The sequence below is a fragment of the Paenisporosarcina quisquiliarum genome (assembly GCF_027563315.1).
In the GTDB taxonomy this organism is placed as follows: domain Bacteria; phylum Bacillota; class Bacilli; order Bacillales_A; family Planococcaceae; genus Paenisporosarcina; species Paenisporosarcina quisquiliarum.
On sequence record NZ_JAMKBJ010000005.1, the window covers coordinates 134,536 to 157,254 of the forward strand.

General features: G+C 36.4%; 18 protein-coding genes and 1 riboswitch. Of the genes, 7 read left to right on the forward strand and 11 right to left on the reverse strand.

Features of this window, described 5'->3' with window-relative positions; genetic code table 11:
- Positions 1–134: 134 nt before the first annotated feature.
- From M9R32_RS07970 to M9R32_RS08000, 7 genes are all read right to left on the reverse strand, one after another.
- Positions 135–881 (reverse strand): hypothetical protein, encoded by a 747-nt coding sequence (locus M9R32_RS07970; protein ID WP_269926198.1) that lies wholly within the window; start codon positions 879–881, stop codon positions 135–137.
- Position 882: 1 nt separating this feature from the next.
- Positions 883–1,584 carry a hypothetical protein gene (locus tag M9R32_RS07975; RefSeq protein ID WP_269926199.1) on the reverse strand — a complete coding sequence of 234 codons (702 nt, stop codon included), beginning with the start codon at positions 1,582–1,584 and terminating at the stop codon, positions 883–885.
- A gap of 1,153 nt (positions 1,585–2,737) precedes the next feature.
- Positions 2,738–4,648, reverse strand: coding sequence for a UvrD-helicase domain-containing protein (locus M9R32_RS07980; protein ID WP_269926200.1), 1,911 nt, complete (start codon positions 4,646–4,648; stop codon positions 2,738–2,740).
- Positions 4,645–6,591: an ATP-dependent nuclease gene (locus M9R32_RS07985; protein WP_269926201.1), complete on the reverse strand. Its 1,947-nt coding sequence runs from the start codon at positions 6,589–6,591 to the stop codon at positions 4,645–4,647. Before M9R32_RS07985 ends, M9R32_RS07980 begins: the two co-directional genes overlap by 4 nt.
- Before the next feature lie 389 nt (positions 6,592–6,980).
- Positions 6,981–7,802 carry a hypothetical protein gene (locus M9R32_RS07990; protein WP_269926202.1) on the reverse strand — a complete coding sequence of 274 codons (822 nt, stop codon included), beginning with the start codon at positions 7,800–7,802 and terminating at the stop codon, positions 6,981–6,983.
- A 70-nt stretch (positions 7,803–7,872) separates the two neighbouring features.
- Positions 7,873–8,059, forward strand: a riboswitch (cobalamin riboswitch).
- Between the two features lie 565 nt (positions 8,060–8,624).
- Entirely contained in the window at positions 8,625–9,767 is a 1,143-nt protein-coding gene (locus M9R32_RS07995) for a hypothetical protein (protein WP_269926203.1), read from the reverse strand.
- Positions 9,768–10,158: 391 nt separating this feature from the next.
- Positions 10,159–11,040: an HAD family hydrolase gene (locus tag M9R32_RS08000; RefSeq protein ID WP_269926204.1), complete on the reverse strand. Its 882-nt coding sequence runs from the start codon at positions 11,038–11,040 to the stop codon at positions 10,159–10,161.
- A 281-nt stretch (positions 11,041–11,321) separates the two neighbouring features.
- Between M9R32_RS08000 and glcT the strand changes: the two genes are divergently transcribed.
- Positions 11,322–12,164 carry a glucose PTS transporter transcription antiterminator GlcT gene (gene glcT / locus M9R32_RS08005; protein ID WP_269926205.1) on the forward strand — a complete coding sequence of 281 codons (843 nt, stop codon included), beginning with the start codon at positions 11,322–11,324 and terminating at the stop codon, positions 12,162–12,164.
- A 203-nt stretch (positions 12,165–12,367) separates the two neighbouring features.
- Positions 12,368–14,434, forward strand: a complete 2,067-nt coding sequence (gene ptsG / locus M9R32_RS08010) for a glucose-specific PTS transporter subunit IIBC (protein WP_269926206.1) — start codon at positions 12,368–12,370, stop codon at positions 14,432–14,434.
- Positions 14,435–14,647: 213 nt separating this feature from the next.
- Here the strand turns inward: ptsG and M9R32_RS08015 are convergent, their stop codons facing one another.
- The gene (locus M9R32_RS08015) at positions 14,648–14,824 is read right to left on the reverse strand and encodes a hypothetical protein (protein ID WP_269926207.1); all 177 of its coding nucleotides are present in this window, start codon (positions 14,822–14,824) and stop codon (positions 14,648–14,650) included.
- Between the two features lie 205 nt (positions 14,825–15,029).
- On the opposite strand from M9R32_RS08015, the gene M9R32_RS08020 reads away from it, so the two are divergent.
- The 4 genes from M9R32_RS08020 to M9R32_RS08035 all read left to right on the forward strand — a co-directional run bounded on the left by M9R32_RS08020 (position 15,030) and on the right by M9R32_RS08035 (position 19,526).
- Entirely contained in the window at positions 15,030–15,728 is a 699-nt protein-coding gene (locus M9R32_RS08020; protein ID WP_269926208.1) for a response regulator transcription factor, read from the forward strand.
- Positions 15,718–16,722: a sensor histidine kinase gene (locus M9R32_RS08025; RefSeq protein WP_269926209.1), complete on the forward strand. Its 1,005-nt coding sequence runs from the start codon at positions 15,718–15,720 to the stop codon at positions 16,720–16,722. The genes M9R32_RS08020 and M9R32_RS08025 overlap by 11 nt, the downstream gene beginning before the upstream one ends.
- Positions 16,723–16,828: 106 nt before the next feature.
- The gene (locus M9R32_RS08030) at positions 16,829–17,590 is read left to right on the forward strand and encodes an ABC transporter ATP-binding protein (protein ID WP_269926210.1); all 762 of its coding nucleotides are present in this window, start codon (positions 16,829–16,831) and stop codon (positions 17,588–17,590) included.
- On the forward strand, positions 17,580–19,526 hold the full coding sequence (locus tag M9R32_RS08035) for an FtsX-like permease family protein (protein WP_269926211.1): 1,947 nt from the start codon (positions 17,580–17,582) through the stop codon (positions 19,524–19,526). The genes M9R32_RS08030 and M9R32_RS08035 overlap by 11 nt, the downstream gene beginning before the upstream one ends.
- A 159-nt stretch (positions 19,527–19,685) precedes the next feature.
- Here the strand turns inward: M9R32_RS08035 and M9R32_RS08040 are convergent, their stop codons facing one another.
- The gene (locus tag M9R32_RS08040; protein ID WP_269926212.1) at positions 19,686–20,081 is read right to left on the reverse strand and encodes a VOC family protein; all 396 of its coding nucleotides are present in this window, start codon (positions 20,079–20,081) and stop codon (positions 19,686–19,688) included.
- A 151-nt stretch (positions 20,082–20,232) separates the two neighbouring features.
- On the opposite strand from M9R32_RS08040, the gene M9R32_RS08045 reads away from it, so the two are divergent.
- Positions 20,233–20,922: a hypothetical protein gene (locus M9R32_RS08045; RefSeq protein WP_269926213.1), complete on the forward strand. Its 690-nt coding sequence runs from the start codon at positions 20,233–20,235 to the stop codon at positions 20,920–20,922.
- Positions 20,923–21,093: 171 nt separating this feature from the next.
- Here the strand turns inward: M9R32_RS08045 and M9R32_RS08050 are convergent, their stop codons facing one another.
- Complete coding sequence (locus M9R32_RS08050) at positions 21,094–21,549, reverse strand: hypothetical protein (protein ID WP_269926214.1); 456 nt, start codon at positions 21,547–21,549, stop codon at positions 21,094–21,096.
- Between the two features lie 36 nt (positions 21,550–21,585).
- A complete protein-coding gene (locus M9R32_RS08055) occupies positions 21,586–22,569 on the reverse strand; it encodes a tRNA dihydrouridine synthase (protein ID WP_269926215.1) in 984 nt (327 codons plus the stop codon).
- Positions 22,570–22,719: the final 150 nt, after the last annotated feature.

A 22,719-nucleotide genomic window follows, 5' to 3' on the forward strand; every position in this document is an offset into this window, starting at 1 on the left:
ACAAAAGGATAGTATGGAACATATTATGGCACTTGTAACTTGTAAAAACTCATTCAACAATAAAAGAAGCCTGTCATTGACTGAAGTATGAAACACTTCAGTCGATGACAGGCTTTATTCCATTACTTGAATTGTTAGTCCGCTGCTTCAATCTCTAACTTATCCAGTAACCTGATATGCTCAATGTGTTCATCCCCACCAGTAAAGCCACTTCCATTCAAGGCATTAACAGTGGGAAGCACTTTGCCGGAATAGTCATAGGCCATCCAGCCCAAATACATATATTGTTCTATAAAGAAATTACTGAATATATCTGGTTGTCTAGCCGTCTCCAACTTTGTATAGGAAGCCAAGATGGATGACCAACTATCTGGCAATGGCATGGCACCGTATGATGTGTCCGAGAGTTCAACGATTTCCTCGAGCTGCACACCTGGATCATAGTAGTCGATGCCATCCGTAATGTGGAATGACCGATCTTTTATCAAATAGAACTTCAGCTTTTCAATGGGTATTTCAGGTGAGATGTTCCACACCAAGTGCGTAGTGGATAAATCTTCATTCTCAATACGCCATGAATGTGGTTCACCTCCTGTATTGACTCTCGCTAGTTCCCATTTTCTTTGTTCCCAAACCCAATGACTGACTCCATAATTGTTCTCTTCCGATATAAACGGAACAAATACATGTTTTTCATCCAGCACGATGGTATCCTGAATCTCTTTTACATTCGCTGGAGGGAAAATGTGATTGATTTCCTCCATCAATTCTTCCTTGTCCGGAAAGGAACTCGGATTAATAGAAGTAATCCAATATATCAAACTGAAGATCAGCAATATGGCCAAGATACTTAATATGATAAGTAGTTTTTTCTTTGACACCTTAATTTACCCCCTCAATCAGAGAGTGTTTAAAGCGAAAATAATGTTGTTCTTTTGGAGTGGATATCAAAAGCCCTTTTCCATCTTCTTCAATATAAACAACAGAGATCAGTCCACTGCCCCATTTTGGGATGACTCCGATAAGTTGGTAAGGAAACTTTTCTTGTGTGTTGGTTGAATCCGCTTCTAAATCCGCTTCGCGATACCAGACTTCGCTATGAATCGGTTCTTCACTGAAATCAAGGAGGGTTGCCAAAGCATTTTCTTTATCCATTTCCTGAGGCCTTACTCCAGGGTGAATGGGAATAATAGATGCATCGTTAATGTTCGAAAGAAATGTTGAAGGTTCGCTTGGATACATGAACTGAAAAATGGGAACCGCAAGCAGCGCAAAAGCGAGAATGATAAAGTTGGCTACAAAACCAAGCCAGGCAAATGGTCGGTAAATCTGCCACTCCTCATTCTTTTTTCTAAAATAGGCATATAAAATCCATACACCAAGAGGCAAAATTGATATTCTCATCAACATACCGAAAATTTCAATATTGATTAAAAACGAAAACAACCCGACCAGCATGACAACTAGCACTTTCCAAATCTTCGGTTTATCTGCTTGCCTGTTATACAGACGATAGGCTATCCATGCAATGACGCACCATGCTAATATCGTCACACTCACTTCCACTACATTGGTGTTCTCCAAGCAAATCATTCTCCTTATTGCAATGATTGTTTCGTTTCAAGCTCATAATTCTCGTTTGCATCTTATTAATTTCGACAAACAAACTGAATAACCTTCCAATATTTTCTCTTTCCACACATCTGTTTCTTGCTTCTGTTTTGATTAACAGTATGAGTGTTTCTTATGAAGTATTAAAAGGAGCGATGATAGCTAAAGTGGAATGCGTTTATACATTATCAAAGAAACCATTCAATACTTGTTATTCTTACAAATGCAACCTTTGACATCCTTGAATCAAGCGTCCTCGAGTCAGAAGCCTTTCTTGAGATATCTGGCACGACCATGGTCCGTATTTTCTCTAACTTCTTCGTTTAATTTAACTTAAATTTATTAAAGCACAGCCCAAGAAAAAATAAATCGCTCTAAATCGTGTTAGTACAATTAATAAAGTGGAAAGACTTCAAGAGGGCTCAATATCAATTTCTTAAACGTATCATCTGGATAAGTGATATGCTTTATATTCACTCGCTGGATCGATTTGGCAGGAACAAAGAAGAGATTATGTAAGAATGGAACGACATAACAAAAACATCTATGCTGATATTTGTTGTACTGGGCATGCCCTTACTCTACACTACCCAATGGTACATTCATTGCGAATCTTGTATTACTACTTATTTCATGGATGACAGAAGAGGAACGAGAGAGAATTCGAAAACGGCAGCGTGAAGGGATTGATCTAGCATTGCAACATGGAAGAGTATATAGACAGCAAAGGAATAAGATTACTGAGGAGTTTAAATAAACGTATGCTCGATGGAAATCAAATGAGTTAACAGCAGTGAAAACAATGGATGTAATCGGTGTAAAAAAGACAACCTTTTATAAACTAGTGAGAGAGTACGAAGAATCATTATAGATAATAGAAGAAACTCAATTATACGATTAATAAAGAGGGATATTATATTTCTTTTAAATCATTCATCCAGTCAAACAATCTTACAGCTTAATATCTGTATGCCCAAAAATTCTTGTAAAATTAGACAGCTCACTAAGTTTGCTAAGCTGTCTTTAAGCTTAAAGAATAAATTTCTACCAGGTATTAACTTTTTGTAGATATAAAATATTTTAAATCAGTAATAGTTCCGACTTTAGTTTTAGTTTGATCTGTAAACTATAATTCAATCAATTCCCAACCTGCCAATTTTAGCTCTTTTTCATGTCCGTCGATTGAAGATTTTTGTGCCGCTATACATAGCAAATGTGTAGGTCTGGACATAGCCACGTATGTATGTTTTAAAGCAGATATTTCTCGTTTTCCTATTTTCGACTTTTTGTTTTGTCCTTTAAAGTAGTCTATAAGAGTTCTAACGTCATCTGTATAATAACAAGTTTCTAAAAACAAGGTAGCTGTATGTGTTTCACCTTTAACTCCTGCCACTGTGTTAAGGTGAATTTGCAATTTTTCAACTTCTGAAATGGGATAATTAAAAATATTAGGGGAATTTAACACTTGTTTAGTCTTCGTTTCCGTTCCCATTTCTTTATAAAATTTTTCGAAAATTTCAAAATCATTATGATTATATATTGTCGAAAGTATTTTGTTACTCTGATTAATAAATTCTTGTGTTATATCTTCTCCCCTTCTTATCTTTAAACACCAAGTGAACAAATTCTCTTCTAACTCGAGAAAGACAGATGGATTTTCTTGTTCAATTTTTTCTAATAAACTCTTTTTAGTGAAATAGTTACTAGTATCCTTTTTAATTTGGGCTATCCAAAGTAGTCTGATAAGAGCGTTAAGAATAGAATTTTTATACTCATCAACATCTTTATTATTATTAGGGTCTATTTTTTCCTTACTTAAAAAATCAGTAAGATACAGCTTAGACTTTGTATCGGTAACTTTCCTGCTGTATTCTGGAAAGTAACTAGTAATATTCAATCTACCATTTTCATTTTTCTTACCAATTCTCCCCACAGCTTTAAATGTGCAATGAGGATTTAAATTTAATTTATTCTCAGCTATTAATTGTCCAAACTTCGGCAGAACACAGTTAATGTTTGATTCTCTGAAAATCAAAATTTTAGGGGTGATAATGTCTATATCATTATTGCCATTCATACCCGAATCGGCTATCTCAAAATGAGAAAGCATTTTAGAAATAATCGGTGAATTTCTCTTACTATTTGTAATCCTTAAAGGTTCATCCCAAAATTCCCAGCTTGATTTAGTTGAGTCTTCATAAATTGATTGGTTTGGATCACCAAATCTTTGGACAATAACTTTTTCTTTATCAAAGATTCTGTTCAAATATTCACATTGGAGTCTAGAGGTATCTTGCATTTCATCTATAAATAAAAATTTAAATCTATTTGAAAAAATTTCTTGAAGCGGAACTTCGCATTTTTGTAAGTATTTTTGAGCTAACCAATAGGCATCGTCGTAACATAAAATCCCTTTTTCCATAATTTTTTTCTTTATATCCTTTAAGGCTTCAAGAGTTTTACCTTGTTTGTACAAAGGCTGTCCAGTGTATCTATTTACAAGCAGATCACTATCCAAGCAAAACCTTAGATTTGTAATACCTTCAATAAGAAGATCTCTGGTATTGAATTTTTTTTCTAATCCAAACCTTAATACACGACTCATGCTGTAGAATTCTTTAATCATTTCTTTGTTATAAATATCATCATCAATTGAAACTACATTTTTCCCATATGTATTTTGAAAATATGGTATAGCCAAAAATTGGTTAACAAAAGATTGGATAGTACCAAAAAAATTCGGGTACTCAAATAACTTATTACTTTCTGTTCCAAGTCGCTCTTTAATTTCATCTATGGCAACATTAGTATGTGTTATGACACAAATCCCCTGATTATTTTGAAGTGGGAAATGGTTACTAATTACAAAAATTTTTGCTAACAATGTTGTGGTTTTTCCACTTCCTGGGCACGCAATAATATCTTTTGATTCTAAACTTTTTATTATCTTTAAATTTTCTTCGTTAAACTTTTTGCCTTGAGGCAAAAACAAGTTTTCTGCTTGGTTAATATCATCATCGGATATGGTAATTTTCACTCATCTTCACCTAACCCTGCTGCATATTTTATTGCATTCACTAAGTATCTTAGGTTTTCATCTCCCGTAATCCTTTTTTCAGCAACTTGGGGATCCATTTTAGCAAGAAGATTTCCAAAACACTGTGCAACAATTGCTTTTGAAATTTTCTTATTAAGCATGTAGTCATTATAAATATAATATGCAATTTCCTCGTTACTTCGTTTTTCAGTATCCCATTTTTCCAATTCTACTTTTATAAATTCATTGCCTTTTTCCATTTTCACTTCTGTTAATCCGTGTTTTTCACTGTTTTGGATGAATTCAGCATACTTAACTGCTTTAAAGAACTCTTCTCTAAAATGGCTAAGTGCTATGCAGTATTCGAGCGTCCAACTTTTAGATACATAACACTTAACATCTCTATTACTGTATAAAGCTTCTTTTCGCTGCTTATTATATGTTTTGTCTCCTTCAAATTTCTTTTCTTTTATTTGCTTCAAACAGTTTATTAAGGATTGATGCTCAGGCTGAAGAATATAATTTTTTGAATTATTTAGTACAGGTACAACGTCTAAATCTGTAATACAGGCAACTCGAACACCCATACTATGATGCTCTTCTTTTCTTAGAAAGATACCAGAGTATCTCAAAAAGGCTGTACTTCCCACATTCGTAATAGATATGCCATGTTTAGACAGAGGAACACCAATTATCTTTGCTATAACAGGAATTAATATATTTTCAGCATCACCCTCAACCATGATAACTCCATTAGCAAAAAACATATTAGATTTAGTTACATCTAAAAAGCGTTGCAGAAACGCATAATCTCCTTTTCTTAACTCTGTGTCTTCAGCCGACATATTGAATACACCGTTGTTTTTACAAATAATTATATTTTCAATACTCACTTTGGAAGCAAGATTAGGACTATGAGTGGTTAAAATCATTTGGATATTCGAATCGTTACATGTTGCCTCAAGATATTCAATTAGCAATGCTTGAGACTGCGGGTGTAGGTGTGCCTCTATTTCTTCAATCAATGCCAATTTAAGACCAGTAAAATCATCTCTTTTAAGCAATAATAACTCGGTCGCAATAAACAATAAATTTTGTGAACCTAAACCGGAGTTAGTACTAAAGAGGTGAAGACTAAGTTTTTCTAAAATCGATTTTAATTTTGTATCGGCAATATTAAAGTTTGATACAAGGAGGTTTCCTTCTCTGGAAAAACTACTTAAATAGGTGTTTAATTCTTCTAATAATTCTTTTCCATTACTATCGGTAATGGGATTGCCTGTTAAGTCGACACCTTGAAAATAGTTACTTATAGATTTATTTGCCTCTTTAATAATTCTTATTAATTCATGGTCGTCTTCGTTGCTGAAGGCACCATGATTGTAAAGAATCTGAGAAAGTCTAGAATTTCGTCTGGATGTTAATTCACTTTCAGAATCCCTTAGAGGCTTAAGAAAAGTGGTCTTTAATAGATCACGTGCCTTTCCGTTTATTTGAGAACCTCCTTCATGTGTACCAACTCTCAAATCATAAGTAATATTTCTTCCTTCTCTATTGGCAATAAAAGTTAACTTTAAATAATATGTAATGTCTCCAGTATCATTTTCTTCAAAACTTAGCCACTCTAGAAAATTTTTCGCTTCCATATTAGATAAATCTTTGAAAGTGCACTCAATCTTAAATTCAGTGCATCGACAATGTTCCTCTTTCCCTGGTTCTAAATAGAAATCCTCTGTGTCAGGTCTACGGAAATCATTACTATGTGTATTCAAAACCATCTTAATTGCACTGATTATCCCGGTTTTGCCTGCATCGTTTTCACCCACCAAAAGATTTAGTTTGGAGTTGAATCTTAGAGAGAGACCGGGAGAATGTGAACCATCGCCGTTAAATGTAGTGCCGTATTTTCTAAAATTCCATAAAGTGAGATTTGCTAAATACATAAATAAACCCTTTCTTTCGTAAAAATTATAAAAGATTATTCTTATGTTCAAATTATTTAAGAGCTATATTAAATATACTAAAACTGGAAACTATTGTATATCGAAAGGTAAAAGTTCATGAAATATGCGGTATTAGTAATAATTAATTTACACTTTCTTATTAAATTGGATATATATTAAACTTAATATTAGTTACAGAGGATCTAATCCATTTATCCCTTGTGATTTAACTTAATCTCAATTCTTTGCGTGTTAATACCCCTTTCATCAACTTACCCTTAGCCAAACCTCATTTGACATAATATACTCAATTAGAAAAAACTGCCTAATTATAGGCAGCTCTATTGTTCTGACTAAGTAAAAACTATTCGTAAAGACAGAGGGTTATTTTACACTTGATTCATATTCCACCTCTTGCTTTTTTTATATACCTCATATTGAATAGTATCTACATTTAATCTTTTTATCACTTTATACACTCGATTTTTTGACGAAAAAACAGATACTGTTTCGTTTAAAAAATAATCTAAATTTAAAGGATATTCATCACCTAATTCATTAATTAAATCTTGTACCGTAATAATATCTATTAAGTATGTATATTCTTCAACAGATTTTTTCCGAATAAAAATAGGTACTAACAGAACTAAAATAAGCATGCTCATAGTCATTAATACCTTTACAGCTTCTATGAGGTTTTGTATTTCCAAGTATGGACTCGACGGAATATTTGTTAGGTGATGCCCAGCCATAATAGTTAATAGCACAAATAATAGTAAAAGGACTACATAATCTTTCAATTTAATATTTACTCGAAATAAATAATCAACCTTTTTCACGATTGCTTGAATTGCACCATTAATTAGTTTTTGATTTAAGAGTTTTTTTAATAACCATTCCAAGCCAGATAAAATGAAGCTAATTATGTAAACTAACATTAAAATTAAAAGCAGAGAATACAAAAGAGTTACCATAAACTTATAAGAATAAAAAGCAAATGCATTTACATACGCCGCAAAAATAAATAAAGGAATAACAATTATGAACGTACTTATGGTTTTCTTAATTCTAACAATTGAGCTTTTATTGCGTGGCATCAACTTTATATCGAATGAATCATATGAAAATGTGCTAAAAAAAGCGTTAAATAATCCACCTAACGCTACTAGTATTGCTATTAATGCGCCAATACCCTTCAACATTTCGTTCACTATACCCCTACCTCCCTTCTTTCTATAATTTCTTATACGAAAAAAGTTTTAATATAGTTTCAATTATTAAAAAACAAAAAATAACATAGGCTTATTCAAATCAAGAAAACATTAATAACAACTATGATATTAAAAGAGAATTCGGTTCAAGGCCGAAGCGGTTCCAGCAACTGTGAGTGTGGATAAATGTATATACAGGTGGGCTAGCAGGAAGATAATGCTCAAGCCAGGAGACCTGCCCACACTTAGTATGTTTATCACTCCGCCCGAATGGGTTGGAATACTTTTTTAATTTAAATCTAGAAAGGGGATATTTAGATGATATTTCTGCGATAGATCTGGCTCTTAAGATTTTTATTTTCGGCATTATCGGAATAACTATAAGCCTGATAACTCAATCCAAAGGCGCGATGATATCCGGAATGTCTTTAACATATTCTTGCGGGAAGATGTGATTGATTTTCTTAATCAATTTTTTTATCGGAAAAGGATCATCCTAAAGACCAGTAATTGGCCATGACAATAAATATGAAAAGTAGTTTTTTCTTTAACATCTTAATTTATCCCCTCAATGAGAGAATCTTTAAAGTAAAAGTATCTCTGTCAAAGTATCTCTGTTCTTTTGGAGTGCGTGATTCTACGAAGATCATTCCAGCCAAAGTACTTCGGTGATTCATAGACCTTAACATCACACTTGGTATTGCGAAATCAATAAATATGAGACGCTCTCCTCTGCAATTATCTTTACATACAAAAAAGCCTCTAAGTAAATTATTACTCAAAGACTTTAGAAACTAAATACGTACTTGAACCTTAACCATTCTATGCATCAATTTTTTTTATCGTTTCAATCTTTTGGTCTAAAAATAATATCGAACCTTCTAAAATTTCTATGAATTCATCAAAATCTTTATTGGAATTTTGATTTTTTCCCGATTGCATTATTCTATTAGCATAAGTGTACAATCTTTTAAAAGCACTTACTTCATTCTCTGCAAATACCTTTTCTGAATCTAACATTGATAGTGTTTTTATAAAAGAAGTAGGCTTAATTTTTTCTACTTTTTTACTTTCAAAATAGCAATTAAAATATTCTGCCATTTTATAATCTAGCATCATTCGTAACTCTGAAATTCGTAAGAGTTTTGTTCCATCTTTCATGTAATCATTAATTGATATCATTGATACATCATCTTTGTGAGGTTTCTTGTCTGTATTATTCTTTGCACCTTTAGGTATGTCTTCTTTTTTATCTCTTCCACTTTCCGTAATATGTTCAATTTCATTCTCTATGTTCTCTTTAAAAAGCTTTTCAACGGATTCTATATTGTCAGATTCTCCGGATTCAAACTTTTTATCCTCTTTGTCAAAAAATAGTAGTTCAAGAATCTTATCTAAAATAGGCTGGGCCTTCAAGAAGATAATTGTAAAGATTGATATTATTGTCACAATCATTAAAGGATTATCCGGTAGGATATCTTCTTTAATAACTAGTCCAGAAGCTATTATCATTAAAATCAATGAAATTGAACTTGCACCAAATGTTGCAAATAGCATATAAAATTTACTGGAATTCACTTTATTTTCATTTTCTTCTAAACTAACATCAGTTAAAACTGCTTTAGTTTGCTTTAAAATATTTATGCGTATTCGAGACTCTATATGTTCATTATCTGAGACCTTAGCATAAATCATTTCTAAAAAATCTTTTTTTGAATATATTAGTTTACATGATTTTAATTTTTCAAAGCCAGATATTACTATATCAAAATCAACTTGAGCAATTTCCAAGTTACTATTTATATGATTTCTAATAATCATATTTATAAATTCATCTTTAAGCCTTAATGTTTCTTTAGTTTTGTTTCTTGCCTTAGAAAATTCTTGATAGATAAAAAATATTATAGCTATAATTAGCGATAAGTAAGTTGCTATCTCAGCTAAGTCAAAGTTTTCAAAATCCACCCAATACCCTCCAACAATAATATTTGCCATCCAAATTATAACATCTCTTGTCCTTTAAATTTTATTATTTAAATAAATATTTAGTATTAAGATACTATCTACTTGTCGGAACTTATTTCCTAATACAGTCATTAAGCTATTAGCCCTTTTTCATTCTATTAACCTTAAGGAAGTATTATCAGTTATCCTCACAGATTATCCTTATTACCAAAAAGCCTTTGCTAAAATCCCAGTGCCAAAAGGTAAACATATTTCTCAAAAGAAATAAATCTATAATGAAAAGGCCTTTAAAAATCAAAAGGCCTTTTCTAGTTAATAATTATAAACTATCTACTCTTTTGTAGCATGGGCATGCGTCCATTAATAGTTTCATAATGTAACATATCCATCGTTAATTACCGAACATTTTACGACAAATCTTCAAACCCAAAATATTCGTCTTAAGATAACGGTAAACCCCATCTTCATCACAAGTAAATTCTGTTACATCATCCACAACCGCTTTAATGTGATCAGGTGCATTTTTCATAGCCACTGCGTGACTGACAAACTCGAACATTTTCAGGTCGTTGTCACTGTCACCAATGGCTAATGTTTCACAGCCTGTTAAGTTAAATCGCTCTAGCATTTGTTTGATGCCTGATGCTTTGCTGACGTTTGCGACCATGACTTCTGCATTGTGAGGAGATGAAGGCGTCATTGTGAAATCCATTTCTTTCTGTAATTGTTCCAGTTCCATTTTCCAGCTATTGATTGCTTCTTTCGTTCTTGCGAAAAAATAGAACTTTGAGAAATGCGTTCCTGTGATTTCTTCCGTCCATGCAATTTCTTCTTTAATTGCTTTTTGGCGTGAAATCCATTCATTGATTTCAACGGATTCAGGCTTTGGTTCTCTTATTTCCTCTAATACATATTCTTTATCCTGCTCTAAGACCATTCGAGAATGGCCGTATGGGAAAAGTTCGTAATACACTTTGTTTTCTCGTGCTTTCTCGATGATGGTTTCTACTAGTTCACGTGATAGTGAATGTTCGAATACGACTTCTTCTCCGATGTATCCAGCCATGCCGTTCGCTGTAATCATCGCGTCTACTTCAAATCCTTCAGGCAACATCTCTTTTATTTCCGCTGCATTTCTCCCAGTCGCAATAAAAACGAAGATTCCTTCTTTTCGCAGGTCATCTATGATTTCTTTCGTGTGAATACTTACCTTGTTATGATGATTTAAGATGGTTCCGTCCATGTCTAAAAAAATCGCTTTTGGTTTTAACAATTCGCTTCCTCCTAATGATGTAAATCGAATTCATTCAGCTAGTATACGCTTCGGTTTTTCCAAACTCAATGAATTTACCTCTGCTCTTGAATGTGTTCCTGTATAATAGAAGGAACAGCAGGTAGGTTCTATTTTTCAACAACTTCCAAGTATGATTCATGTTCTATCTTGAATATAATGAAGGTTAAAGAAGTGTATGTAACTGATTGACGATAGAAAAATTGTCTGTTTGTACAAGTCCATCTGGCAGAAAAAAGACCAGACGGCGGATGGAGGCTGATATGAAACAGATACTGACGATAGAAAAAGTGTTGAATAATAATGTGGTCATTGCCCATCATGATACGTTCAAAGAAGTTGTATTGATTGGAAAGGGTATTGGTTTCGATCGAAAAAAAGGAGATGACATCTCTTTTGATAAGGCGGATAAAACGTTTTTGCTGAAGGATGAAAAGGAAAAAGAGCAATACGTCAACCTGCTCCCTCATATTGAAGAAAACCTCATTACCTTTATCCAGGAACTGCTTCTTTATATAGAAGAACAAATGGATAAAGATTTAAATGAGCATATTCATGTCGCGTTAACCGACCACCTTGCATTTGCGATCAGCCGTGCGAAAAAAGATATGCAATTCTCCAATCCATTTCTATATGAAATTGAGGCCTTGTATCCAAAAGAATATCAAGTAGCTAAAGGCGTCGTAAAAAAAGTGGAAGAACGGATGGAACTTGTTTTCCCTGAAGGAGAAATCGGTTTTATTGCGCTTCATATTCATAGTGCGGTGACGGACAAATCTTTGCGTGACATCAATCGTTATAATCTTCTTATTACAAAACTGGTTGGAATCATCGAAGATAACCTGTCCATTCAGCTGGAAAAGGACGATGTCGATTATCATCGTTTGATTCAGCATTTGCACCGGGCTATCGACCGTGCTCATAAAGGAAATCCGATTGAAAAAGAGAGTAAGCTTGAGGAATTGTTGAAAAAAGAATACCCGGTGTGCTATAATCTTGCGTGGAAGCTAATAAAAGTGATGCAAAATCAATTAAATAAACCAGTAGATGAAGCTGAAGTCTTATATTTGACGATTCATCTGCAACGTTTAATAAATAAATCATAAGTCAACCATACGTGTTACTGATTCGATCAGGCATGAGTATGAAAAGATTTACAGGTTATTTCTGTGGGGAACTTCTCCCCCCTTTTTAACCTTGTCTTTTCTACTCATGCCTTTTTATTTTGTGGTTAGTGATTATTTGTGTCCTTTCATTAGCAGAATTTACATTATTGCATCTTCATTACATTAAAAAGGAGGAATTTTCGATGTCTACTAAATCTGCTCGATCCACTAATTTATTTGGCGTTATGCAAAAGGTCGGAAAAGCCTTGATGCTTCCGGTAGCCCTTTTGCCTGCAGCAGGTATTTTGCTTGCCTTTGGTACAAGCTTTGCACAGGATTCCTTTATTGAAGCAGTGCCATTTATGGGTGCTGACTGGATTCAAAAGTTATTGTTCATCATGGCCCAGGCCGGTGGAGTTGTGTTTGATAATCTGCCCTTGCTATTTGCTGTTGGGGTGGCGATTGGTCTTGCCGGTGGTGACGGTGTAGCTGGTCTCGCCGCGATTATTGGTTACTTGATTATGAATGTTACCATGAAAGCAATTGGCAATATTACGCCAGAGATGGTCACTGAATCTCCTGCCTATGCCACCGTTTTAGGTACTCCCACTCTACAAACGGGTGTATTCGGCGGTATTATCGTCGGTGTATTAGCCGCATTTTTGTACAATAAGTTCTTTAACATTCAATTGCCGCAGTTTCTTGGCTTCTTTGCAGGGAAACGTTTTGTCCCAATTGTTACCGCTTTCTCGGCGGTTCTACTTGGTATTGTGATGTTTATGGTTTGGCCATTTGCTCAAAGTGGTTTGAATGCTTTATCTCATTTCATGTTGGAAACAAACCGCACACTAGCGGCTTTCGTATTCGGGTTAGTCGAACGTTCATTAATCCCATTCGGGTTGCACCATATTTTCTATTCACCATTTTGGTTTGAATTTGGAACATATACGAATGCAGCGGGAGATATTTTCCGTGGCGACCAACGAATTTTCTTTGCACAACTTCAAGATGGCACAGAGTTCACAGCTGGTACCTTCATGACAGGTAAATTCCCGTTCATGATGTTCGGTCTTCCGGCAGCGGCACTTGCTATTTACCATACGGCTCGTCCTGAGAAGAAAAAACTTGTCGGTGGGATCATGGCTTCAGGTGCTCTTACTTCGTTCCTAACAGGTATCACGGAACCACTTGAATTCTCTTTCTTATTTGTTGCACCAGTATTATTCGGTATCCATGCGGTTTTCGCAGGACTATCGTTTATGACGATGCACTTGCTAGACGTTAAAATAGGAATGACTTTCTCCGGTGGTTTGATTGACTTCCTACTATTCGGCGTTATGCCTGGCAGAACTGAATGGTTCTGGGTTATTGTTGTAGGACTTGTCTTCTCTGTCATTTACTACTTCGGTTTCCGTTTTGCGATCAAGAAGTTCAACTTGATGACACCAGGTCGTGAAGAAGACGATGCTGACGATAAAGACGGTGAAGTAGTCGGGGATCTTCCTTATGAGATTCTTGCAGCAATGGGTGGAAAAGAAAACATTAACCACCTGGATGCATGTATCACACGTCTACGTGTAAGCGTAAATGATAAAGCTAATGTCGATAAAAATAGATTGAAAAAACTTGGGGCTTCCGGAGTTATGGAAGTCGGCAACAACATCCAAGCGATTTTCGGACCAGTTTCAGACAGTTTGCGCGGACAAATGCAAGACATCATGAATGGCAAAGCGCCACGCAAACAAGAAGAGACGCCGAAAACGGTTGAAGTGAACAATGCAGAAGTTTCAACTGATCACTCAAATGCATTTGAGTTCAGTAGTCCACTTGCAGGAGAAATCTTACCGATTACTGACGTTCCAGACCAAGTATTCTCTGGAAAAATGGTTGGAGACGGATTTGCGATTCGACCTTCTAATGGTCAAGTTGTTTCGCCTGTTAACGGTAAAGTGGTAACAGTCTTCCCTACCAAGCACGCAATTGGTCTGGTAGCAGATAACGGCACAGAAATCTTGATTCACTTCGGGATTGATACCGTTAAACTTAAAGGTGAAGGATTTACTTCGAAGATTGAACAAGGTGACCTTGTAGAGCAAGGCCAGATTTTAATGGAAGTAGATTTGGATCACGTTGAAAAGAACGCTCCATCTATTATCACACCAATCGTCTTTACGAATTTGGCAGCAGGACAAACGGTAAACATCAAAAAATCTGGCAATGTGAATGCGAATGAGCAAGATATTGTTGAGATTACTGATGGGAACAACTGAAATATGTAAGTAACTTTAAAACCCCAGGTACCAGCGTATTATCGCAGGTGCCTGGGGTTTATTTTAGTTATTATTTAACTCATGTAGGAATGTATTTAATTCATCATCTGATTGAAATTTATAGGCATATCCGTAACTAATAGATTCTTTACCGGTATTGATTTTCTTAGGGAATTGACTGAAAGAAGTATTGTGAAGCAATGCATGAGATTTCTATTCAAGATTTTCCTTACCTTCGACCGTTTTCGGATTAAGAACAATCGTAATCTCTCTATTTGGAAGTAAATAAACAACTTCTTCACTTACAATATGCTTGAATTCTACTGACTTCGAATTTTCTTTTATCGTTTTGAAATTATTTAGTCCAAAAGTATTTTGTACATTTCCCATAATTAGTTCCCCTTTTAAATATATTCTCTTTTTACCATTATAGGATATAGGAATCTCAATGTCGTTATCTATTGCTAATATAAAGAGTTACGAAAGGCTTTGTACACATTCTAGTATCATCGCTAAGCTGTATATTTTCAATTCGCAAACTGACATAATTTGCTATACACTTTAGGTAAGACTAAACAGCTGAGTGGTGATTTTCTTGTTTAAATTATTGTTGATTGAAGATGATAGTTCCTTGTTTGACGAAATCCAGGACAGGCTTTCACAGTGGTCATTTGACGTTGCTGGCATCAGTAATTTCAGTCATGTCATGGAAGAATTCATTTCTGTAAAGCCGGATCTTGTTATCATCGATATTCAATTGCCTAAATTTGATGGCTTCCATTGGTGCCGAATGATTCGATCGCAATCGAACGTTCCGATTATCTTCCTCTCCTCCCGAGACCATCCTACGGACATGGTCATGTCGATGCAGCTCGGGGCGGATGATTTTGTTCAAAAACCTTTTCATTTCGAGATCTTGATTGCAAAGATCCAGGCGATTCTTCGTCGTACCTATAACTATAATAGTGAACCAAGTAGCCAGCGAAAATGGTGTGGAGCTACACTTGATTTTGAACAAAATATGGTTTCAAATGAATTGGGTTCCGTTGAACTGACAAAGAATGAAAGCTTCATCCTGCGACTTCTTATCCATCAGAAAAACAAGATTGTGAGCAGAGATGATTTGATGAACCGCCTTTGGGACGACAAGCGCTTCATCAGCGATAATACGCTGACGGTTAATGTCAATCGACTGCGCAAGCGTCTTGATGAAATCGGACTTGGACAATACATACAAACAAAAGTCGGACAGGGCTATTTGGCACTCGATGAGGAGAAGAATTATGATTCGTAACTTTCTAATCGAACGAATCAGCTGGATTCTCCTTTTCTTTGCATTCCAAGGGATGAGCCTTTTCATTGCCTATATTGACGCAACCATCCCTTTCGGCTCCATGCTTTATGTTACTTTCTTGTCCTCCCTTCTTTTTGCCGTCTTTCTATGCTTCCGTTATTTTAGGGAAACGAGATTTTACAGAAGTCTTGAAGATTGGGAAAGTAGCCTCGACCTTTCGGAAGTCGCCGAACCAATCAGCCCTTTTGAAACGATTGTCGTGCACAGCATCACGGAGCAAACTAAGCTTTTGAAATCGGAGCTGTCAGAAAACCGCATTCAACTGGAGCAGGAAAAAGACGATCTTCTAGCCTGGATACACGAAGTGAAGACTCCGTTAACTGCCATGCAATTGATGATCGGACGCGTCGAAAACGTCACGTTGAAAGCTCAGCTGAACCAAGAATGGCTGCGGATTCACTTGCTTTTGGACCAGCAACTACACCAAAAACGGCTGACCGTCATCGAGAACGATCTTTATATCGAACAGATTCAACTCGAATCGATTGTTTTCAATGAAATTAAGACGATGCAATCGTGGTGTATTCAAAAAGGAATTGGTTTTGACATTCAGCTCAACCGTACGGATGTGTTGAGTGACGCCAAGTGGCTGTCCTTCATTCTCCGACAGCTTTTGACCAATGCCATCAAATATAGTGAGAAAAGCGATATCTTCATCAAGAGTTATGAAAAAGAAGGACAAATCTGTCTTGACGTGACAGATATGGGAAGAGGGATTGATCAAAAGGACCTTCCAAGAATCTTTGATAAAGGTTTTACGTCGACTACCGATCACCGGGAGCAGGCCTCGACTGGCATCGGTCTCTACTTGGCGAAAAAAGCGGCATCCCCTCTTCTCCTTAAAATTGATGTGGACTCTCTGATTGGAAAAGGGACTACTGCCACCCTTTGTTTCCCAAAACAAAATGAATTTGTGAACTTACAAGGCATGTGACAAAAGTGTCACCTGCTTTTGTTTTTTGTTCGGCCAATCGCAGGATTAACCTGCCATTCCTTTTTATAATGAACACATCACAACAAAACAAAAGGAGTACGGGCATATGAACATATTGGAAGCAACGAAAATCCGCAAAAGCTACGGTAGCAAGTTAAATAGACAAGAAGTTTTGAAAGGTATCGATATCAGTATTCAAAAAGGTGAATTCGTCAGCATTATGGGTGCATCTGGTTCCGGCAAGACGACCTTGCTCAATGTCCTTTCCACCATCGATCATGTAAGCGAAGGCATTATCCAGATCAATGGCAGTGAAATGACCCAAATGAAGGAGAAGCAGCTGGCTGAATTCCGTAAATACCATCTCGGTTTCATTTTCCAGGAGTACAATCTGCTTGACACCCTGACCGTTAAAGAGAATATACTACTGCCCTTATCGATTACTAAATTGCCAAAACAAGAAGCTGAAGACAAGTTCTCTGCATTGGCTCGTGAACTAGGCATATTGGATATCGCGCATAAATACCCGAACGAAATATCAGGCGGGCAGAAACAGCGAACATCTGCTGCACGGGCTTTTATCCATGAACCGAGCATCATTTTCGCGGATGAGCCGACAGGTGCACTTGATTCAAAATCTGCTTCCGATTTGCTCAACAAACTTAGCGAATTGAACCGTCAGCGCCTTGCGACAATCGCCATGGTAACACATGACCCTACTGCAGCGAGCTTCTGTAGCCGAGTGATTTTCATCAAGGACGGTCAGGTGTATACACAACTTCATAAAGGGAATCAATCGAGGAAAACATTCTTCGAAGATATCATTAAAACGCAAGGTGTGCTGGGAGGCGTGCAGAATGAACATTAATATTCTCATCTTCCGCAACCTGAAAAAGAATCTTAAAAATTATTACCTGTATGTATTTGCGCTCGTTTTTAGTGTCGCCCTGTATTTCTCATTCGTCACACTTCAATACGATCCGGCAATGGATGCAAAGAAAGGTTCCGTCAAAGGTGGAGCATCCATTCGGGCAGCCTCTATCCTGCTAGTAGCAATTGTCACGATATTCGTACTATATGCCAATACAATTTTCATCAAACGACGTAGCCGGGAAATTGGCTTATTCCAATTGATCGGCATGAATAAATCGAAAATATTTCGCATTTTAAGCATTGAGAATTCGATTCTATATTTTAGCTCCATTGTAGTGGGTATTTTTATCGGTTTTTCTTTTTCAAAACTGATCCTGATGATATTATTTAAGGTGACCGCAGTGGATACAGCTGCCACCCTTCAGTTTTCATCAAAGGCTTTCGTCCAAACATTAATTGTCTTCGTTGTAATTTTTCTCTTGATCCTGGTAATGAATTTTCTGTTCATCCGAAAACAAAGCATTCTATCACTGTTCAGTTTGACTTCCTCAACTGAACACAATGTAAAGAAAACATCTAAGCTTGAAATCGGCATAGGCATTGCCGGTCTGTTTTTAATCACATCTGGCTACTTCGTTTCATCCAGATTATTCGAGGGTGACTTTTCAGGGTTGACTGGCCTGCTCATCGCGATGGTTTACACGCTCGCATCTGTCATTATCGGTACGTACCTGTTTTATAAAGGTTCTATCAGCTTCCTTGCCAATATCATCCGCAAGAAAAAAGACGGTCATTTAGCCGTCCATGAAGTGCTATCCCTGTCCTCCATCCAGTTCCGCCTGAAATCGAACGCCTTGCTGCTGACAATCATCACAACCGTTTCGGCACTGGCTATTGGCTTGCTGTGCTTGAGCTATATCTCTTACTATTCTGCCGAAAAGGTAGCTACGGACTATTCTCCCGCTCACTTTTCGCTGACAGATACAAAGGCTGCTGATAAATTCAAGAACGCACTTGAGGAGAATGGCATTAAGTACCGTGAAACCACAATTGACGTCATCGATATGATGATAGATGTTTCAGTTATAATGGAGTCTGAACTGCCGGAGATTCAAAATAGTGCTTCAGCTATGTTGCTTCCTGTCGTTAGCGACAAGAGTGTTAAAAATATTGATGTTGCCGCAGATGAAACAGTCTTCACAGGAACTAGCAATTTCCTCCAGCGGGTCATCGAAATTAAGGACTCAGGAAAAATTGAGCTGATTGGCAAAACAGAACGTATCTCACAAAAATTTATCGGTCTGGAGAAGGACTTCGTCGTCTCCTGGTATTTTACAAATGGTGGACTCCCGATTGCAGTAGTTGATGACACTGTATTTGAACGGTTGAAACGTGATGTGGATTTGGATACACGAAATAAATCCATACTTTATATCGGTATCGACATCGTGGATGAAAAGGAAATCGTTCGTGCGAATGAACTGTTTGCGGAGAGTGGATTGACTGGGCATTTTGAATACGATTCAAGGCTTGATATCAGCAATAAGCAGAAAAATACAATGGGGCTTGCCATGTTTATTGTCGGCTTCCTCGGACTCACTTTCCTGATTACATCCGGCTGTATCCTGTACTTCAAGCAGATGGGCGAAAGTGATGAAGAAAAACCGAGCTATACCATTCTGCGAAAACTTGGTTTCACGCAAAGCGATTTGCTGAAAGGTATCCGTTTGAAACAGCTGTTCAATTTCGGTATTCCATTAATCGTCGGACTTGCACATAGTTACTTTGCGGTGCAGTCAGGCTGGTTCTTGTTTGGGACCGAGCTATGGGCACCAATGTTTATCATAATGGGAATTTACACAGCCTTGTATTCGATCTTTGGACTATTGTCAGTTCTGTATTCCAAGAAGGTTATTAAGGATGCTCTTTAATAGTAGCGGAGTAGCATCAGGTAGCGTACTACCCTACTGACTAAAAATATTTAGTACAAAAAACTGGAGCCCAGGTTCGGACTCCAGTTTTTTATGTTGGATTTTTATTTACCCATCTTTCCGACTTGTAAAGAAGCCAGTTAGGAACTATTCGTGCTATTATTTTGCGTTCACATCGGGTTGATGAATGCCAAAAATATTTCCTTCGGTATCAATATAGTATCCTTGCCAAGCCATTCCAGGCAGAGCATATTTGGACATTGCAACCTTGCCGCCATTTTCTAGAATTTTCGCTTCCGTTTCATCGTAATTCTCCACGCCCATTGTACAAGCAAATCCATTTAAAGCTTGGCCAGGTTCTGGCGGTGCACTTTGACGCTGCATTAGAGCGCCGTTGATACCAGGTTCACTTTCATCTCCCGTCACCGCTCCAAAATAAGGCATCCCTGCATATTCACTATAATCTTGAAACGACCATCCAAATACCTCGCCATAAAACTTCTTTGCCTGTTCCATATCATTCACATGAATTTCGAAATGAACTAATCTTCCCATAGTGACCTCCTATTTGGTTGTTGCATACATATTCCACTATGTAAGTATTCTCTATCTATTGTCCATGTTCCTTTTCTTACTAACAAGCTAAGTTGACTTAAATTGAAACTTTCCACTAATTGGTTCGTATGTTAATAAAGGGGGGATTCGTATGCATTACAATCAATTCAAAAAAATAAGAAGCATCTTTTTCTTGATGCTATCGTGTTTACTGTTTGTGGGTTGCTCACAAGAAAAACTTGATAATCAGGGAGAAATAGTCGTTACGGAAGATGTGAAGGAAAAACAGGCGGTTAGTGAAGATGATGAGAAGAACAAAGAAGCAGTTCGTGCTGTTCTTGAATCGGAATTTACAGCTCCCAATGAAACATATATCCAGATCCAAAAAGACATTGATAAAAAAAGTGATGAAATAGAACAAAGTTTGCCAGATGATGCGGTCGGCTTCGAGTTTCCAGCAGATTCGCCTGAATGGCTTGCCTACGAGGAGTTAGTCAGTAAATCGTATAAGTCTTACTATACGGACCATCTATTCGAGAGACTTATTCCAACCAGCATGGCTTTCGATAAACACTTACAGCTTTATTTTAATAGCAAAGAATACTATAACGGAGAAACTCGTTATGCAATGAAAGTCAGTGATATGGAAATCACTCAAAGCGAAAATGAGAATACACCCAAACATTATGACTTTAGCCTTCAGGTAGAATATACAAATCATACCGGGGAAGTTTCAAAGCATAATATCAGTGGGAATGCTATTCTTTCAGAGGTAGGGAAAATCGGAAAGTTTTCAATTCGCGATGACGGTGGATTAAGAGAGAAAGTTAGAGAAAACTGAGGAGATTAAAAATAGTATTGTCCAGCACTGCCTACGGGTGGTGTTTTTTGTCTTTATATTGATTTACGTTACAACTGTCACTTAATTTTGCACTTATAAAATCATCTTAAATTTAAAATAAAAAAGAGTTGAGATATCAATATAGCAATTGATCTCAACTCCGGTCATGATTTAATTATTTATTACAGATGAGAAATCGTTATAAAATTTGATGACAGTATTCCCAAGTGGATTTATTATTTCATCTTCCTCTTTATATGCTGGTAATAATTTTTCCCTTTGAACGTGTTGAAGGTATTTAGAAAATCCTTTATCTACGGCCATCATATACTGTTTTAGATTAAAAATAAAATAAAAGGTTTCATCTGTAAATGGACTTATGCGTTCAACTTGAAGATAAGTACCATCGCTTGAGAAATAGTAATAGTCATAATTTCCGTGGTAATCCAGTTTAGATTTATTCGTTTCTCTTTTATATAAATTTGTAAGGGCGAGGAAGAATTCAGGTAACGCCATAAAACCTAAACCAGACCTAAAGCTAAATGTTTGTCCATTTCCTGAAACAACGATAACAACATCACCATTCGTAAAATTTATGACAACATCACATTTATAATCTGTATTCAAAATAACTTCACCCTTTTTTTCTCTAACTTTTTAGAGTTACATTATTTCACTTTTCTCGTCGACATTCTTTTCAAAGTTATCAAGCAAGGCACGCACTTCATCTGTTGATTTCGTGTTCATCAATTGGTTTCTTAATTCTCCAGCACCACGGAATCCTTTGACATAAATTTTGAAAAAGCGATGTAGACCTGAGATTGAACGTGGCAGTACTTCTGCATATTGATCTTGAAGATCTAGCTGCAGTCTTAAAAGATCAAGGTATTCTTTACTGCTATGCTCTTTTGGCTCTTTTTCAAAAGCAAAAGGATTTTTAAAAATACCTCGCCCAATCATAACACCATCAATCCCGTATTTTTCAGCAAGCTGAAGCCCAGTTTGACGGTCAGGAATATCACCATTAATCGTCAAAAGTGTATCTGGTGCTATCGCATCACGAAGTTTCTTGATTTCCGGAATCAGCTCCCAATGAGCATCTACTTGACTCATTTCTTGTCTTGTACGCAGATGGATTGAAAGATTCGCAATGTCTTGTTGCAATATATGTTTTAGCCATTCTTTCCACTCTTCTATCTCCGTGTATCCAAGTCTTGTCTTTACACTAACAGGCAATCCTCCCGCTTTTGCTGCTTGTATGATCTCTGCTGCAACTTCTGGACGGAGAATAAGGCCGCTTCCTTTCCCTCTGGTTGCTACATTAGGAACAGGACAGCCCATATTGATATCCACACCCTTAAAGCCCAGTTTCGCCATTCCGATACTCATTTCCCGAAAATATTCAGGCTTGTCCCCCCATATATGAGCAACCACTGGTTGTTCATCTTCTGTAAAAATCAAACGTCCACGCACACTCTGATTACCTTCTGGGTGACAATAACTCTCCGTGTTAGCAAACTCAGTAAAAAACACATCCGGTTTACCTGCTGCACTAACTACATGGCGAAAAACAACATCCGTGACATCTTCCATTGGTGCAAGTACAAAAAATGGTCGTGGTAAATCACGCCAAAAATTTTCTTTCATTTCAAACTCAATTCCTCTCCGATGAATACAACTTCAAACTATACCAATTGTTCCACTTCTATTTCACTTATAACACTTAATCTTATAACACTTAATAACTTTTCAACAAAAACAAGTACACATGGATATCTATTGTAATGATTAGAAATG

Bases quoted from the DNA above. Each gene is read 5' to 3' on its own strand.
- M9R32_RS08025 (WP_269926209.1), top strand. From the start codon at position 15,718: ATGATTCGTAACTTTCTAATCGAACGAATCAGCTGGATTCTCCTTTTC.
- glcT (WP_269926205.1), top strand. From the start codon at position 11,322: ATGAAACAGATACTGACGATAGAAAAAGTGTTGAATAATAATGTGGTC.
- M9R32_RS07985 (WP_269926201.1), bottom strand. From the start codon at position 6,591: ATGTATTTAGCAAATCTCACTTTATGGAATTTTAGAAAATACGGCACT.
- M9R32_RS08030 (WP_269926210.1), top strand. From the start codon at position 16,829: ATGAACATATTGGAAGCAACGAAAATCCGCAAAAGCTACGGTAGCAAG.
- M9R32_RS08055 (WP_269926215.1), bottom strand. From the start codon at position 22,569: ATGAAAGAAAATTTTTGGCGTGATTTACCACGACCATTTTTTGTACTT.
- M9R32_RS08045 (WP_269926213.1), top strand. From the start codon at position 20,233: ATGCATTACAATCAATTCAAAAAAATAAGAAGCATCTTTTTCTTGATG.
- M9R32_RS08035 (WP_269926211.1), top strand. From the start codon at position 17,580: ATGAACATTAATATTCTCATCTTCCGCAACCTGAAAAAGAATCTTAAA.
- M9R32_RS08015 (WP_269926207.1), bottom strand. From the start codon at position 14,824: ATGGGAAATGTACAAAATACTTTTGGACTAAATAATTTCAAAACGATA.
- ptsG (WP_269926206.1), top strand. From the start codon at position 12,368: ATGTCTACTAAATCTGCTCGATCCACTAATTTATTTGGCGTTATGCAA.
- M9R32_RS08040 (WP_269926212.1), bottom strand. From the start codon at position 20,081: ATGGGAAGATTAGTTCATTTCGAAATTCATGTGAATGATATGGAACAG.